This window comes from Roseovarius aquimarinus, from assembly GCF_043661195.1.
Lineage (GTDB): Bacteria > Pseudomonadota > Alphaproteobacteria > Rhodobacterales > Rhodobacteraceae > Roseovarius > Roseovarius aquimarinus.
In genome coordinates, this window is record NZ_JBIHMM010000005.1 from 77,139 (window position 1) to 91,694 (window position 14,556).

15 protein-coding genes are annotated in these 14,556 nt (G+C 64.0%); 13 read left to right on the plus strand and 2 right to left on the minus strand.

Annotation, left to right across the window (positions count from 1 at the left end; all coding sequences use genetic code 11):
* Positions 1 to 12: 12 nt before the first annotated feature.
* Positions 13 to 1,053, minus strand: a complete 1,041-nt coding sequence (locus ACGRVM_RS15305) for an alcohol dehydrogenase catalytic domain-containing protein (protein WP_377173051.1) — start codon at positions 1,051 to 1,053, stop codon at positions 13 to 15.
* A gap of 105 nt (positions 1,054 to 1,158) precedes the next feature.
* Here ACGRVM_RS15305 and ACGRVM_RS15310 point away from each other — a divergent pair, with 105 nt between their 5' ends.
* The 6 genes from ACGRVM_RS15310 to ACGRVM_RS15335 all read left to right on the plus strand — a co-directional run bounded on the left by ACGRVM_RS15310 (position 1,159) and on the right by ACGRVM_RS15335 (position 6,994).
* Complete coding sequence (locus tag ACGRVM_RS15310) at positions 1,159 to 2,049, plus strand: LysR family transcriptional regulator (protein WP_377173054.1); 891 nt, start codon at positions 1,159 to 1,161, stop codon at positions 2,047 to 2,049.
* Positions 2,050 to 2,165: 116 nt separating this feature from the next.
* Positions 2,166 to 3,125, plus strand: a complete 960-nt coding sequence (speB, locus tag ACGRVM_RS15315; protein ID WP_377173056.1) for an agmatinase — start codon at positions 2,166 to 2,168, stop codon at positions 3,123 to 3,125.
* A 32-nt stretch (positions 3,126 to 3,157) separates the two neighbouring features.
* The gene (locus ACGRVM_RS15320; protein WP_377173057.1) at positions 3,158 to 4,237 is read left to right on the plus strand and encodes an ABC transporter substrate-binding protein; all 1,080 of its coding nucleotides are present in this window, start codon (positions 3,158 to 3,160) and stop codon (positions 4,235 to 4,237) included.
* Between the two features lie 60 nt (positions 4,238 to 4,297).
* Positions 4,298 to 5,356, plus strand: coding sequence for an ABC transporter ATP-binding protein (locus ACGRVM_RS15325; protein WP_377173058.1), 1,059 nt, complete (start codon positions 4,298 to 4,300; stop codon positions 5,354 to 5,356).
* Between the two features lie 4 nt (positions 5,357 to 5,360).
* Positions 5,361 to 6,206, plus strand: coding sequence for an ABC transporter permease (locus tag ACGRVM_RS15330; protein ID WP_377173060.1), 846 nt, complete (start codon positions 5,361 to 5,363; stop codon positions 6,204 to 6,206).
* The gene (locus ACGRVM_RS15335) at positions 6,203 to 6,994 is read left to right on the plus strand and encodes an ABC transporter permease (RefSeq protein WP_377173061.1); all 792 of its coding nucleotides are present in this window, start codon (positions 6,203 to 6,205) and stop codon (positions 6,992 to 6,994) included. The genes ACGRVM_RS15330 and ACGRVM_RS15335 overlap by 4 nt, the downstream gene beginning before the upstream one ends.
* 10 nt (positions 6,995 to 7,004) lie before the next feature.
* Here the strand turns inward: ACGRVM_RS15335 and ACGRVM_RS15340 are convergent, their stop codons facing one another.
* Positions 7,005 to 8,066 (minus strand): Hint domain-containing protein, encoded by a 1,062-nt coding sequence (locus ACGRVM_RS15340; protein WP_377173063.1) that lies wholly within the window; start codon positions 8,064 to 8,066, stop codon positions 7,005 to 7,007.
* Between the two features lie 224 nt (positions 8,067 to 8,290).
* Between ACGRVM_RS15340 and ACGRVM_RS15345 the strand changes: the two genes are divergently transcribed.
* From ACGRVM_RS15345 to ACGRVM_RS15375, 7 genes are all read left to right on the plus strand, one after another.
* Positions 8,291 to 9,247 carry a TAXI family TRAP transporter solute-binding subunit gene (locus ACGRVM_RS15345; protein ID WP_377173064.1) on the plus strand — a complete coding sequence of 319 codons (957 nt, stop codon included), beginning with the start codon at positions 8,291 to 8,293 and terminating at the stop codon, positions 9,245 to 9,247.
* A gap of 48 nt (positions 9,248 to 9,295) precedes the next feature.
* Positions 9,296 to 11,074, plus strand: a complete 1,779-nt coding sequence (locus tag ACGRVM_RS15350) for a TRAP transporter permease (RefSeq protein ID WP_377173066.1) — start codon at positions 9,296 to 9,298, stop codon at positions 11,072 to 11,074.
* Between the two features lie 204 nt (positions 11,075 to 11,278).
* Positions 11,279 to 12,496 (plus strand): tyrosine-type recombinase/integrase, encoded by a 1,218-nt coding sequence (locus ACGRVM_RS15355; protein WP_377173068.1) that lies wholly within the window; start codon positions 11,279 to 11,281, stop codon positions 12,494 to 12,496.
* A gap of 132 nt (positions 12,497 to 12,628) precedes the next feature.
* Positions 12,629 to 12,799 (plus strand): helix-turn-helix transcriptional regulator, encoded by a 171-nt coding sequence (locus tag ACGRVM_RS15360; RefSeq protein WP_377173070.1) that lies wholly within the window; start codon positions 12,629 to 12,631, stop codon positions 12,797 to 12,799.
* 109 nt (positions 12,800 to 12,908) lie between these two features.
* Positions 12,909 to 13,196, plus strand: a complete 288-nt coding sequence (locus ACGRVM_RS15365; protein ID WP_377173072.1) for a hypothetical protein — start codon at positions 12,909 to 12,911, stop codon at positions 13,194 to 13,196.
* Between the two features lie 90 nt (positions 13,197 to 13,286).
* Positions 13,287 to 13,457 (plus strand): hypothetical protein, encoded by a 171-nt coding sequence (locus ACGRVM_RS15370; protein WP_377173073.1) that lies wholly within the window; start codon positions 13,287 to 13,289, stop codon positions 13,455 to 13,457.
* Positions 13,457 to 13,885 carry a hypothetical protein gene (locus ACGRVM_RS15375; RefSeq protein ID WP_377173074.1) on the plus strand — a complete coding sequence of 143 codons (429 nt, stop codon included), beginning with the start codon at positions 13,457 to 13,459 and terminating at the stop codon, positions 13,883 to 13,885. Before ACGRVM_RS15370 ends, ACGRVM_RS15375 begins: the two co-directional genes overlap by 1 nt.
* The last annotated feature ends 671 nt before the right edge of the window (positions 13,886 to 14,556 follow it).

The following is a 14,556-nucleotide window of genomic DNA, read 5'->3' on the forward strand; positions in this document are numbered from 1 at the left end:
CGAAGCCTTTCCTCATTTGGCGAAGTCGATGCAGAGCCGGCCCGTCACCTCGCCGGACTTGAGCCGGTCGAGCGCCGCGTCCACCTCGCCGAAGGAAATCGCCTCCACATCCACCGGCAGGGGGTGTGCCGCGGCGAAGCCGAGGAAATCGGCCAATTCCTGACGGCTGCCGACCGAGGAGCCGAAGACACGGTGCCCGCCATCGAGCAGCCACATCATCGAGAGCGGCACAGGCTCGTGCACCATCGCGATGGCGACGATATCGGCCATCGGGTTCACCGCCGCCTCGACCGTGTCCCAGACCGCCGGGCTCGGCGCGAAGTTCAGCACCACGTCGGCGCCGCCCGCCTCCTTGATTTGCGCGCCCGCATCGTCTCCGGCCTCGATCGTCACTTCCGCGCCGAGGCCGCGGGCGGTCTTCAGCTTGGCCGGGTCGCGGTCGATGACCATGACGCGCGCGCCGCGCGCCTTGGCGATGAGGATCGCGTATTGCCCGAGACCGCCCGCGCCGAGGATCAGCACGTTGCTGCCCGCCTCGATGCGAGCCTTGCGCAGCGCGGACCATGCGGTGAGGCCCGCGCACAGAAGCGGCGCGCCCTTGAGCGGGTCGATCGCCTCGGGGATCTCGATCGCGAAATCCGCGGAGCAGAGCGCATATTCGGCGAAAGCGCCGTGCTTCTGCACGCCGCGCGCCGTATTTTCGGGGCAAAGCACCTCGTGCCCGGTGCGGCAGGGCTTGCACGCGAGGCAGGTGTCGAAGATCCACGGCAATCCGATGCGCGTGCCGATGGCGGGCGCGCGGCCCACGTTCGGGCCGTGGGCGACGACGCGCCCGATGCCTTCATGGCCGAGGATGAGCGGATAGAAGCTTGGCGGAAGATCCTCCTGCCCCTCGCGCAGATGCAGGTCCGAATGGCACACGCCGCAGGTCTCGAGCTTGACCAGCACCTGACCCGGGCCGGGTGTCGGCACCGCGACCTCGCGCATCTCGAGCGGCGCTCCGGGCGCCGGACAGATCGCGGCCTTCATCGTAAGCGGCAGGGTGTCGGACATCAAAAGCACTCCTTGCGGGTCGGGTTCGCGGATCAGACTAGGCGCGAGGGGCGGCGACTGAAATACGCTGTTGCAAAGAAATACATTTCCGCATCTCAATGCGTCATGCAGATCACCGGCTCGGACATCCACCTTCTCAGCGTTTTCGACGCTGTCGTGCGCAATGGCGGCTTCTCCGCCGCGCAGGTCGAGCTAGGGCTCAGCCAGCCCACCATCTCGAACCACATCACAGCGCTCGAGCAGCGGCTAGGGGTGACGCTCTGCCAACGTGGGCGGCGCGGTTTTCTGGTGACGGAAAAGGGCCAGATGGTGCACGAGATCGCCAAGACGCTGCTCGGCACGCTCGACATGCATTCAGGACACCTCGCCGCGCTCAAGGGCAATCTCGTCGGCCGGCTCAGGATCGCCGTGCTCGACAGCGTGTGCACGGACCCGAATTTCAGGCTGCCCGAGGCCATCGCCCGGTTTACCGAGGCCGCGCCCGCCGTGCGGATCGAGCTTGGGATCGCGCGCCCGCAAGATATCCTGAACGGCGTTCTGGATGGCGCGATCCATATCGGCATCGGCAGTTTCGACAATGTCCTCAGTGGCTTGCGCACCACGGATCTTTATCGCGAGGACCACGCGCTCTATTGCGCGGCCGCGCATCCCTTTTTCGCGCGGGCCGATGCAGACATCGCCGACGCCGAGATCACCGCCGTGCCGTGGGTGCATCGCGGCTATTGGAGCCGGCAGCGGCGCAAGGCGGTAAACCCCACCGATCTCGACCGTTTCGCGGACGAGATCGAGGCCCAGCTCATCCTCATCCTCAGCGGCGCCTATATCGGCCTTCTGCCGATCCACATGGCCGAGGCCCATGTCGCCGCCGGACGCCTGCGCCGCCTCGGTTACACCGCCGAGGATTACACCTGCCCGATGCAGATGCTGACCCGCTCGGGGCAGGTGCCGCAGGTCAACACGCTCTTCATGCGGATCCTTGCCGAATGCCATGCCTGACCGCTTTACATTTGCCGAGCTCAATGATCGCTTTTGCGCAATCATATTTTCAACGCCTCGGCACGCGCCCTAGGCTGCATGACTGCTAAGGTCTCAAGTGGACAGGGGAATCACCGATGAGCGACGGCGCCGCACCGAAATTCAACCAACCGCTGGGCGGCAACGACATGCCGCGCTTCGGCGGCGTGCCCACGATGATGCGCCTGCCGAGCCAGGACACGGCCGAAGGGCTCGATGCCTGCTTCGTCGGCATCCCGATGGATATCGGCACGTCGAACCGTACCGGCACGCGCCATGGCCCGCGCGCCATCCGCGCCGAGAGCGGCATGATGCGACCCTACAACATGGCGACCGGCGCCGGCCCCTTCGCCAAGATGCAGGTGGCCGATATCGGCGACGTGGCGATCAACACCTTCGATCTGAAGAAGACGGTCGACATCATCACCGCCGCCTATGACGAGATCCTGAAACATGACGTCGTGCCGCTGACGCTGGGCGGGGATCATACGCTCAGCTATCCCGTCCTGCGCGCCATCGCGAAGAAACACGGGCCGGTCGCGCTCATTCACGTCGATGCGCATGCGGACACCAACGATCTCATGTTCGGCGAGAAGATCGCCCACGGCACGCCCTTCCGCCGCGCGGTCGAGGACGGGCTTTTGCAGAACGACAAGGTGTTCCAGATCGGCCTGCGCGGCACCGGATACGAGCCGGGCGATTTCGACTGGGGCCGGCAGCAGGGCTTCACCGTCATTCCCGCCGAGGAGTGCTGGCACAAGTCGCTGGCGCCGCTGATGCAGGATATCCGCGCCAGGATCGGCGATACGCCCTGCTATCTGACCTATGATATCGACAGTCTCGACCCCTCCATCGCGCCCGGCACGGGCACGATGGAGATCGGCGGCCTCACGACGATCCAGGCGCTCGAGATCGTGCGCGGCTGCAAGGGGCTCAATCTCGTCGGCGGCGATCTCGTCGAGGTCTCGCCGCAATACGACACGACGGGCGCGACCGCGATGCTGGGCGCGAACCTGCTTTACGAAATGCTCTGCGTCCTGCCAAAAACATGGGCGTAGAAGGCCAAGATCAACCAAGGGAGAACAATGACATGAAGAGCACTTTCACGCGCCGCCGTTTCCTCGGCACCGCCGCCGCCACTGGGGCGGCCACGCTGGCCGCACCCTCGATCCTGCGGGCGCAAGGCGCGCCCCTGCGCGTCGGCACCTATGGCGGCTTTTTCGAGGACAGCTTCAAGGAGCATATCTTCCCCGGCTTCACCGAGGAGACGGGCATCGAGGTCGAGTCCATCGCCGTGCCCACGGGCGAGACATGGCTCGTGCAGATCAAGAACGCGGCCCGCGCCAAGACCGCGCCCGCCGATGTGTCGCTGATGGCCGGCACGCCGCGCCGCGAGGGGGCCAAGCAGAAGGTCTTCAAGGCGATCGACGAAAGCCAGATCCCGAACCTTTCCAACCTTACCGACACTTTCAAGGATCGCTATGACGATGGCGGCCTCTACGGCGTGGGCGGCGTGTCCTGGTACATCACGCTTTGCACCAACTCGGACGTGATCCCCGAAGCGCCCGAAAGCTGGGCGGCCCTCTGGGACGAGCAGTACAAGAACCAGATCGGCCTTCTGGGCCTCGCCACCAACTCTTTCCTTCTGGAAGTCACGGCCACCACCTATTTCGGCGGCACCGACATCCTGGCGACCAAGGAAGGCATCGAGGAGGTCTTCGCCAAGCTGTCCGAGGTCGTGCCGAATGTGCGCCTTTGGTACAAGGACGAGGGCAGCTTCCAGCAGGCGCTGCAGCAGGGCGAGATCCCGATGGGCCAGTATTACCACGATGTCGCGGGCCTCGCCGCCGCCGAGGGCTTCCCCGTTGTCTCGACCTTCCCGAAAGAGGGCGGCATTCTCGACAGCGGATACTGGATCGTACCGGAATACGCCGAAGCCGATGACGAGATCGCGGCCTTCATCAACTACATGTCCAAGCCCGAAACGCAGGCGACGCTGGCGCGCAAGGTGGGCACGTCGCCCGTGGTCAAGCCCGAGCTGACCGACCTCGGCGCCGAGGAGCTTGCCGCCGTGTCGAGCGACATCGCGCCCATCATCCCGCGCTACGAGATGTATGGCGAGCATGGCGCCTTCATCTCGGACCGCTGGAATCAGATGATCGCGGGCTGACCCATGACACTCCGGCCCGCCCCCTCCACGGGGCGGGCCGACGCACCCAAGGATACCTGAATGAGCGGCCTCACCATCTCCGGCGTCACCAAGAAATTCGGCCATGTCACTGCGGTCGAGGACGTGAACCTTGCCTTCAAGGATGGCGAGATGGTCTGCTTTCTCGGCCCGTCGGGCTGCGGCAAGACAACGCTTTTGCGCATGATCGCGGGGCTCGAAGAGCCGACGAGCGGCAGCATCACGATGGGCGGGCGCGACATGACCCGCGTGCCGGTGCACCAGCGCGAGATCGGCATGGTCTTTCAGTCCTTCGCCCTCTTCCCGCATCTGACGGTGGGCGAGAACATCACCTATTCCATGCGCATTCGCGGCCATTCGCGCTCCGAACGCGAAGACCGTGCGCGCGAGCTTCTGGACATGATGCACCTGCCCGAGATGGCGGATCGCCGCATCAGCCAGCTTTCCGGCGGCCAGCGCCAGCGCGTCGCCATCGCCCGCGCCCTCGCGCTCAATCCGCAGGTCTTTCTTCTGGACGAGCCGATGTCGGCGCTCGACGCCAACCTGCGCGAGGCCATGCAGATCGAGCTGCGCAAGCTGCAACAGGAGCTCGGGATCACGACGGTGGTCGTCACGCACGACCAGACCGAGGCGATGACGATGGCCGACACGATCGTCGTCATGGGCAAGGCCCGCGTTCTGCAATCGGGCAGCCCGATGGACATCTACAAGAAACCCGTGGACCGCTTCGTCGCGGATTTCATCGGCACGTCCAACCTGCTGCCCGCGCGGATGACCGGCGACGCGACCGCCGAGGTGAACGGCACCGCGCTCGGCATCGGCACCAACGCGCACGGCTTCGCCAAGGGCGACGAGGTGGTGCTGATGACCCGCCCCGAGGAGGTATTCGTGCGCCCCGCCAGCGCCGAGCGGCCCGCCAATGCCGTCACGGGCCGCGTCACCTTCGTGCGCGATATCGGCGCCACCATCGAGATCCTCTGCGATTGCGACGGGCATGAGGTGATTTCGGTGCTGACGCCCAAGGATTGGCCCGAGGTCGAAATCGGGCAGGACGTCCATATCGAAATGCCGAAGGACGCGTGCAGCGTCCTCGCGCCGTGAGGCGATGATGCGCAGAACCGGCATCGCTCCCTATCTGGCCCTCGTCCCCTCCTCGGTGATGATCGGCATCTTCTTCGCGATCCCCTTCGCCCTGATCCTCGCCGTCAGCGTCGCCAGCCCCTCGGACGAGGCGGATTTCGTGCTGGGCTTCGATTTACAGCATTTCGAGCGGTTCGCGACGTGGTTCTACATCGAGCGCGCGCTGTTCTCCGCCGGGCTCTGCGCGCTGATCGCGGCCATCAGCATGGCCGTCGCGTTTCCCTTCACCTATTTCCTGACGACCTTCAAACGCAAGGCGCAGGACCTGTGGCTGATCTACATCCTCGCGCAGCTGTCGCTTTCCGAAGTGCTGATCGCGTTCAGCTGGCAGATCCTTCTGTCGCGCACCTCGGGCATCGGCAACATCCTCGCGTGGCTGGGCGTGGTCGAGCAGAGCTTCTCGATGACGCCCTCGGCGGGCGCGGTCGTGGCGGCGCTCGTGTATCTGACCATTCCCTTCTCGGTGCTGCTTCTCTTTCCGGCGCTCAGCCGCATGGATCGCAGCCTTCTCGAGGCCGCGCGCACGCTCGGCGCCTCGCCGCTGCGCACCTTCTTCACGGTCGTCATTCCGGTCACGCGGCAGGCCATCATCTCGGGCTGCGTCACGGTCTTCGTGCTCACGCTCGGGGCGATCATCGTGCCGCAGGTGCTGGGCGCGCCGCAGCACTGGACGCTTTCGGTGCTCATCACCGATCAGGCGATCTTCAACTTCAACATGCCCTTCGCCTCGGCGCTGGCGGTGGTCCTTCTGGCGCTCAGCGCCAGCGTGATCGCCGCCGTATCGTGGCTCGGCCGGAGGAGCGACGCATGATCGGCACAATCCTGCGCCGCGCCTACATGGCGGCCTTCGCGCTCTTCCTGATCGGGCCGATCATCGTCATCACGGCGGTGTCGTTCAATGCGCAGAAGTTTCTCGCCTTCCCGCCGCGCGGCTTCTCGCTGCGCTGGTATGCGGCGATCTTCGGCGAGGCGGACTGGTTCGGCGCGCTCGTCAACTCTCTGACCATCGCGGCGCTCTCGGCGCTGCTGGCGACGGCCATCGCGCTGCCGGTGGCCTATATGGCGTGGCGCCATGGGCTGCGCTACGCCCGCGCGCTTTTCGCGCTCGGCATCGCGCCCTTCATCCTGCCGCCGGTCATCATGGCGCTGGCGTTTCTCATCTTCTTCTCGAGTGTCGGCGTGAACGGCCTAATGATCAACGTCATCATCGCCCATGCGATCTTCCTGCTGGCCCTGCCGCTCGTCACCATCTCGCTCGGGCTCGAGAGCATCGACAAGGCGCTGATAGAGGCGGCGCAGACGATGGGCGCCTCGAGCTGGACGGTGTTCCGTACGGTGATCGCGCCCATCGCCGCGCCCTTCGCGCTCGCGGGCTTCGCCTTCTGCTTCGTGCTCAGCCTCAATGAGTACATCATCGCGCTGATGACGGTGGGCTTCACCGTCGAGACGCTGCCGGTCAAGATCTTCAACGCGCTGCGCTATGGCTACACGCCGGTGATCGCCTCCATCGCCGTGCTGTTCCTTGCCGTCAACATCGCCGTCTTCTCGCTGATCGCGCGGTTCAGCAACCTCGCGCGCATCCTCGGGGCGATGGACTGACGCGGCGCGCTCAGGTGATGAGCGGCCTTTGATGCTTGGCATGACGGCGCACGAGCTGCTTCATCAGCCTGCCCTTGCGCGGAATGACGCGCGCCGGCTCGACCGCGAAGCCGGGGCGGGTCGCCTCTGGAAAGAGCTCCTCGATCTCGCGCAACTGGCCGGGCAGCACGGATTTCAGGGCTTCGGGGCCGGCAAAAAGGCTCTCGGCCGGGGCGCAGTTGGCGAAGATGATCTCGTGAATGTCGAGCATGACGTGCCAATAGGAGACGCCGCCCGCGTGGCCGATCTGTTCGATCCCGTCGAGCGCGCACAGCTTGATCGCCGGCACCAGAACCTCGCGCGTGCCGAACATCGTCTGCGCGATCTTGGAGCGCAGAAGCAAACGATGCTGCGGGCTGACCGTCAAATCCTCTTCGGGGATACCCTTGCCCAAGGCCCCGGCGGCGACGCGCACGGGCAAAAGGCGGGGGTGTGCCGCAAGATCCCGCGCGCTCAGATGGCGGCTGCCGATCCACCGGATCGGGCGAAAGCCGTGATCGAGCGTCAGCACGTCCTCTCCGATCTCCAGCTCTTCGATCGGAACGAGGCCCCGGCGCGCAGTGATGAGCGTGCCTTCGCAAAAGCAGATCACGCCGGTATAGGGAATGTCGCCAGAGGGACTGCCGTCGCGCGTCTGCGAGATGGTGACCTGCGTTCCGGGCGGGATCGGCCCCGTCACGGTGTAGCCGATGGTCGTCTGAGTGCCCGTCACCGCGTCGCGGATGCGCACGGCGATGATTTCGACGCCGTTGAAATTCGTGCTCAGAACGAATTCGTTCTGGATCTGAGAGCCCGCAGCGAAGGTCTGACCATCGATTGTCAGCGGATCCACGATGAATTGCGGCAAGCTCGATCCGTCCTGAAAGAGCGCGTTGTCGTCGTCGATCTGAATGGTCTGGGGGGTGCCGTTGCCCACGGTGAACGTATCGCCGACCTGGGGCAGACCGCTCGTCTCGTTCGGGGCGATCGCCGTCGATCCCGGCGCGGCCTGCAGGTTCGAGATGGCGAATATGGCAAGCGAATAGATAGGCATAAGATCGGGTCACCTGAATTGGTCGGTCCGGCAGCCTTTCAACTCCCCTTGGAAGGTTTAACGCCCAAATGCGGCGATTTTGCGGCCCCTCCTCCGATCCGCAGCGCACGCCCCGGCGCCGCGCGTTGAAAAATCGGCGTTATTTCCGCAAAGCGGTCCGGCGGCGCTTGCTTTTCGCTGGGCGATTCTCAATTCTTCGCGCAGACAAAGGGGAGCGAGAACCAATGACATTCATAAAATTTATCGGCGCGGCCGCAGCCGTCGCACTGGCGATGACGTCGGCCGCTTCGGCCGAGACGCGCATCACCTACAAGTCGGCCAAGGCGGGATCGTCCTATTTCCAGATGGCGGTGCAGATCGCCGAGGCGATGAAGTCCGGCACCGAGGGCGAGATCGCTGTGACGGTCGAGGAAAGCCAGGGCTCGGTGCAGAACGTGATGGAAGTACGCGCGCGCGGCGCCGATTACGTCTTCACCACGCCGCCCGCGCTTGTGGGCCTCGCGCAGGAAGGCAAGGCGATGTTCGAGGGCAAGGGCGATCCGGCCTTCGACGAGATCCGCGCCCTCTTTCCGATCCCGTCGCTGACCATGCATTTCGTCATGTCCGAAGCCAGCGGCGCGACCACCTTCGCCGACATGGAAGGCAAGACGATCCTTCTGGGCAGCGGCTCGTTCGGGGCGACCGAAGGCGAGAAGTATCTCGGCCTCTTCGGCCTCGAGGGCAAGGTGAACATCGCGGATTCCGAGCTCTCGAACGCGGTGAACGCGCTCAAGAACGGGCAGATCGACGGCTTCGTGACGGCGGGCAGCTTTCCCGCGCCCAACGTGATCGAGGCCGCCGCCTCGACGGACGTGACGGTCCTGTCGCTCACCGACGAGCAGATCGAGCAGTCGGGCCGCACGCGCCTGACCATCCCGGCGGGCACCTACACGGGCCAGGACGAGGACATCACCACCACGTCGCTGCCGGTCGTCGCCTATTCCACGACCAAGATGGACGACGACACGGCCTATACGCTAACCAAGATCTACTGGGAGACGCGCGAGAAGATGGCGCAGGACGCGGCCTGGTGGGCGGGCGTCTCGGCCGACATGCTGAGCAACATCACGACCAAGATCCATCCCGGTGCGATCCGCTATTACGAGGAAATCGGCGCGACGCTGAGCGACGCGCACATGTAAATGACGCGCCGCGCCCCCGCACATCGCCGGGGCGCGGGCCATTCCAAGATGACCGCTTCCCCCACATCCAATGCGCTCTGGATCGCGCTCGGCGCGCTCTCGATGGTGTTTCACCTCGGGCTGATCTTCTACGGGTTGGTCCCCAATCTCGTGGCGCGGCCGCTGCATATGGCGCTGATCCTGCCTTGGGTCTTTCTCTTCGCCGCCAGGACGCGGGCGGGCTGTTGGTCGGGCCTCGTGCTCTGCGCGGTGGGCATCGCGGGCTGCCTCTGGATCGCGGCAAATCATACGGCGCTGCGCGATCAATACGGCTTTCTGGAAGGGAGCTTTCAGGTCGCGCTCGCGCTCGCGCTTCTCGGCATCGCGATGGAGGGCGCGCGCCGCATGATCGGCTGGCCGCTGCCGCTCGTCGCGCTCCTCGCGCTTCTCTACGGGCTCTACGGCCAGCATATTCCGGGCGAGTTCGGCCATGCGGGCACGCCGCTGCCCAGCTTTCTCGGAACGCTCGTCATCGCGGAGGGCGGGCTTTGGGGGAGCCTCACCGGCGTGTCCGTGGGTGTCGTCGCGATCTTCGTGATCTTCGGCGCGGTGCTGAACGCGGGCGAGGCGGGGCAAGGCTTCATGAACGTGGCGGCGGCGGCGGCGGGGCGCCTCACGGGCGGCGCGGCCAAGGTATCGGTCCTCTCCTCGGCGCTTTTCGGATCCATCTCGGGATCGGCCTCGGCCAATGTCGCCTCGACCGGGGCGATCACCCTGCCGGCCATGACCAAGCTCGGCTATCCGAAGCGCCTCGCCGCCGCGGTCGAGGCTGTGGCCTCCTCGGGCGGGCAGATCATGCCGCCGCTCATGGGCGCGGGCGCCTTCGTCATGGTCGAACTGACGGGCGTGCCCTACACGCAGATCATGCTGGCCGCGCTGCCGCCCGCGATCCTCTATTTCCTGACCGTCTGGATGGGCATCAACGCCTATGCGCAGCGCTTCGATCTGCGCTCCGTCCCCGAGGACGAGCGCCCGGGCCGGCGCATGGTCGTTATCACCTCGGCGTTTTTCCTCGTGCCCTTCGGGGTGCTGCTGACCGCGATGTTCGCGCTCGGCTTCACGCCGCAATACGCCGCCGTCTTGGCGATCTTCGCAGGTCTCGCGGCGCTTTTCTTCGACGCGGCGCCGAGTATGAACCTCCGGCAGGGCATCCGGCGGATGGGCACCGCGATGATCGCCATCGGCCAGCAGGTCGCGATGATCGCCGCCATCATCATCTGCGCGTCGATCATCATCGGCGTGCTGGGGGTCACGGGCCTCGGGATCAAGATCACCTCGGTCATCCTTTCGGGCTCGGGCGGCACGCTCTGGCCCGCGCTTCTGCTGACGGCGCTCGCCTGCCTCCTTCTGGGGATGGAGGTGCCGACGACCGCCGCCTATGTCATCTGCGTCTCCGTCGCCGGCCCCGCACTGACCGAACTGGGCCTCGAGCCGCTACAGGCGCATCTCTTCGTCTTCTGGTTCGCCCTTCTGTCGACCATCACGCCGCCCGTCTGCGGCGCGGTCTTCATCGCGGCGGGCATGATCGGAGAGAACTGGCTCAAGGTCGCGCTGACGGCGATGGCGCTGGGGCTCGGGCTCTATATCATTCCGCTCGCGATGATCGCCAATCCCGACCTTCTGCGCATCGCGACCAGCACGGGCGGCGCGCTTCTCGCCTTCGGGATGATCGGCGCGGGATTGACGTGCCTCTCGTATGCACTGATCGGACGAACAGGAGCCGTCCGGCGCGCCGCGCTCACGGCCATCGGAATGACCGCCTGTTTTTCGGGCCTGCTTCTGGGCTAGGCCCGCGGCCAGGCGTCCGAGCGTCCGGTGATCTGAAAGGGAGGGTGGTGCCGCTGATAGGCGTATAAACCCTACATCTAGATGTGTCGTGCTATACCGCGCCACCTGTAAAATAGAGTGATTTAGGCGTTTCGCCGTTTCATTGTGCTTCACAATGCGCCACAGCATACCATATGTTGAGGGGGATTGAGAGGGGGATGAAAAATGGTGCGTGCCTTGAACCGCCTGAGTGCATCGGGTGTCAAAGCCGCCAGCGTCGGCAAGCATGCTGATGGCGGTGGCCTATGGCTAGTCAAGCGTGAGGATGGCGGAGCGCAATGGGTTCTGCGCGTGACCACCCATGGCAGGCGGCGCGAAATGGGCCTTGGGGCTTATCCTGACTGCTCGCTGAAAGAGGCGCGCGAGGTGGCCGATCAATGGCGGGCTGTCGCCCGGCAGGGTCTGGACCCGATCAAGGAGCGCGAGCGCCAGCGGCGCGAGGCGGCGCGCAATATCCACATGCTGGGCGATATCGCGCTGGACGCCTTCAACAGCCGCAAGGCCGAGTTGAAAGGTGACGGCAAGGCGGGCCGCTGGTTCTCACCTCTTGAACTCCACGTTCTTCCTAAGCTCGGCAAGGTGCCAGTGGCTGATATTGACCAAAAGGATATCCGCGACACGTTGGCCCCGATCTGGCACACCAAGGCCGACACCGCGCGCAAGGCGATGAATCGTCTTGGCATTGTCATGCGTCACGCGGCGGCGCTGGGGCTGGAGGTGGATCTGCAAGCCACGGAAAAGGCCAAGGCGCTGCTAGGCAAGCAAAGGCATACTGTCCAGAACGTGCCCGCGATGAACTGGCGTGACGTGCCCGCCTTTTATCAATCGCTGGACGGCGGCAGCATCACGGAATTGGCGCTGCGGCTGCTTATCCTGACGGCGGTGCGGTCTTATCCGCTGCGGTTCCTGCATCTTGACCAGATCGAAGGCGATGTTTGGACTATCCCCGCCGCCGCAATGAAAGGCCGTCTGGGCACGACAAGCGATTTCCGGGTGCCGCTATCGGCAGAGGCGCAAAGCGTCATTGCAGAGGCCCGTAAATTTGCGCGCGACGGCTTCCTGTTTCCCGGCATGAAGCGCGGCGTGATATCCGACATGACCATGACCGCGCTGATGGATCGGCGCGGGCTGAAAGAGCGCCCGCACGGGTTCCGCTCCTCATTCCGGGACTGGACGGCAGAAGCGACCAATACGCCGCAGGACGTGGCCGAAACCTGCCTCGGGCATGTGACGGGCGGCGCGGTGGAGCGGGCCTATCGGCGCACGGATTTTCTGGAGCAACGGCGGGCGCTGATGGAGCGGTGGGGGAGCTTTATTGCGAACAAGGCACAATGCAACGTCGAAAAAATGAGAAAATCAGGCTCTGAAACCACAACATATTGACGAATTATCAACTAAATATACCACATTTTGTATAAATCACGCGTGCCACTTATCCCCTGAGATATACCTTTTGCGCCGCAAGGTAATCTGTGAACTATGGGGGGCACCCTTTAACTATCTAGGTGCACCACCATGAATTACTTGTGCTTTAGCGACCTCCAGTCAAAGATCGGCGGTCGCAGCCGCTCGTCGGTCTATCGAGATATCGAGGCGGGCCGCTTGCCCAAGCCGATCAAGTTCGGCGCGAGACTCTACTGGGTTGAGGCCGATGTAGACGCGGCCTTGGCAGAGGCCAAGAACTGAAAACACCCCCGCACTTGCGGATACCGCAGGCGCTGGGGGTGCCGTCATAGACTGAGCATCTTTGACATACGCCCAGCGCCTTTCTTTTTCAACAGAAAGGCACGTCCTCATGAAACACGACAATTTCTATTCCAGCGACAGCCAGGTTTTCTGGACCTGTAAGGCGCTGCTGGACGGACGCACGATTAGCCACAAGACCGAAATCCGCGAAGTGCGCGGCTGGCGGCTTGGCGCAATCATCCATCGCCTGCGGCACGAATTCGGCTGGCCAATCCAAACCGAGTATCGCGGGCCGCAAAACGTAGCTCACTATTCGCTGAAAGCAGGGATAGACCGCGCCGCGCTGCAGTTCCCCAGATCCGCCCGCGCGCTGGGCATTGATGGGGCCGCGCAATGATGGCCGCGCGTATCCGCCGCCTGCGCCGCCTCTTTGGCCTGACCGAAACCCAAGCCCGCCTTATCGCCGCGCTGCACTATGGAGCCGCCCATGATTGACTGGCAAACTCGCCTGACCCGCCACAATGGTAAGTGGCACATCATGGCCTGCAACGGCGCTGAGGGCGCTGCACAGGCCGTCTGGACATCCCTTGGCGGTTGCCCCAGCCAAGCGACGGCAATTCGCGTGTGGCTGGCCTGTCTGGGGCTGGGCAAACGCTGATGGCTGGCAAGATATACAAACGGAAAAAAAGGGGGGCTGGGCGGTTCGTCCAGCTTCCCGAATGGGTGCAGGCGTCCGAGGCTTGGGCAACCTTGGCCCCCGGCCCCCGCGCGCTCTACATCGAACTGAAACGGCGTTTCAACGGCACGAACAACGGTGCAATCTATCTGAGCCACAGGGATGCAGCGGCGGCGCTGAACGCGCATCGCAACACAGTTGGCCCGTGGTTCCGGGAACTGGAGGCGCGCGGGTTCATCTACATGACGCAAGGCCCGCATCTGGGGCCTTCTGGCATAGGGCGTGCATCGGTCTGGGGGTTGGCAGAGGAAGCCACACCAGACGGGCGACCCGCCCGAAAAACATTCATGCAATTCAAAAACCCCCGCACAATTTCTGTGCATGGCCGTCACATAAATGAGGACGATTAAGGTTCGATCTGGTGGCGCTTGGCCGAAAGTGTCCTGTTTCCTGTGACGCGGTTGCGCGATTTCAGCGGTTCTGCGTCACAATATCTGGGACATATCTATATCTAGCCATAGGCATCAGTGCTGGGGCGGGGGTAGTCAAAACTTAGCCTGGGGTGTCGTAGGACCGGCATGGTTAGCCAAATTCACGCTAGGGCAATTTGAACACAAAAATGTATTCAGATTTCCCGCGCACCTAACGGTCGATGACAGGGACGCTGCAACGGCTGTGATTGGCAAGACCAATGCTATGCGGTCCAGATCGACCGGACCCCTTGCGACCTAGGCGGCGCATAGCGGTCCTAGATGGCGGCACGGCCTTTGTCTGCCGTCAGTGCGAAAGGCTGGCCTATCCTTCAGAGAGTGAAAGCAGCCGCGGCCAAGCGACATGACGGGCCGAAAAGCTGCGCTGGGCGAGGTTGTCGATTGGTTGTCAGCTTGCGAAAGGCGAATCACGAAATTGCACAAGCAGCAACGCGCAGAAGGGGGTCTGAAAGGGGGACGAGCAGACCAGTCAGGCCCTTAAGGCTTTGAAAATAAATCCTTAAATGGATTTATGTGGTGCCGCTGATAGGATGTTGTGATCCTCCTACAGGCACTTCTTCAGCCGGTAACTCCAGAAAAACAAGGGGTAA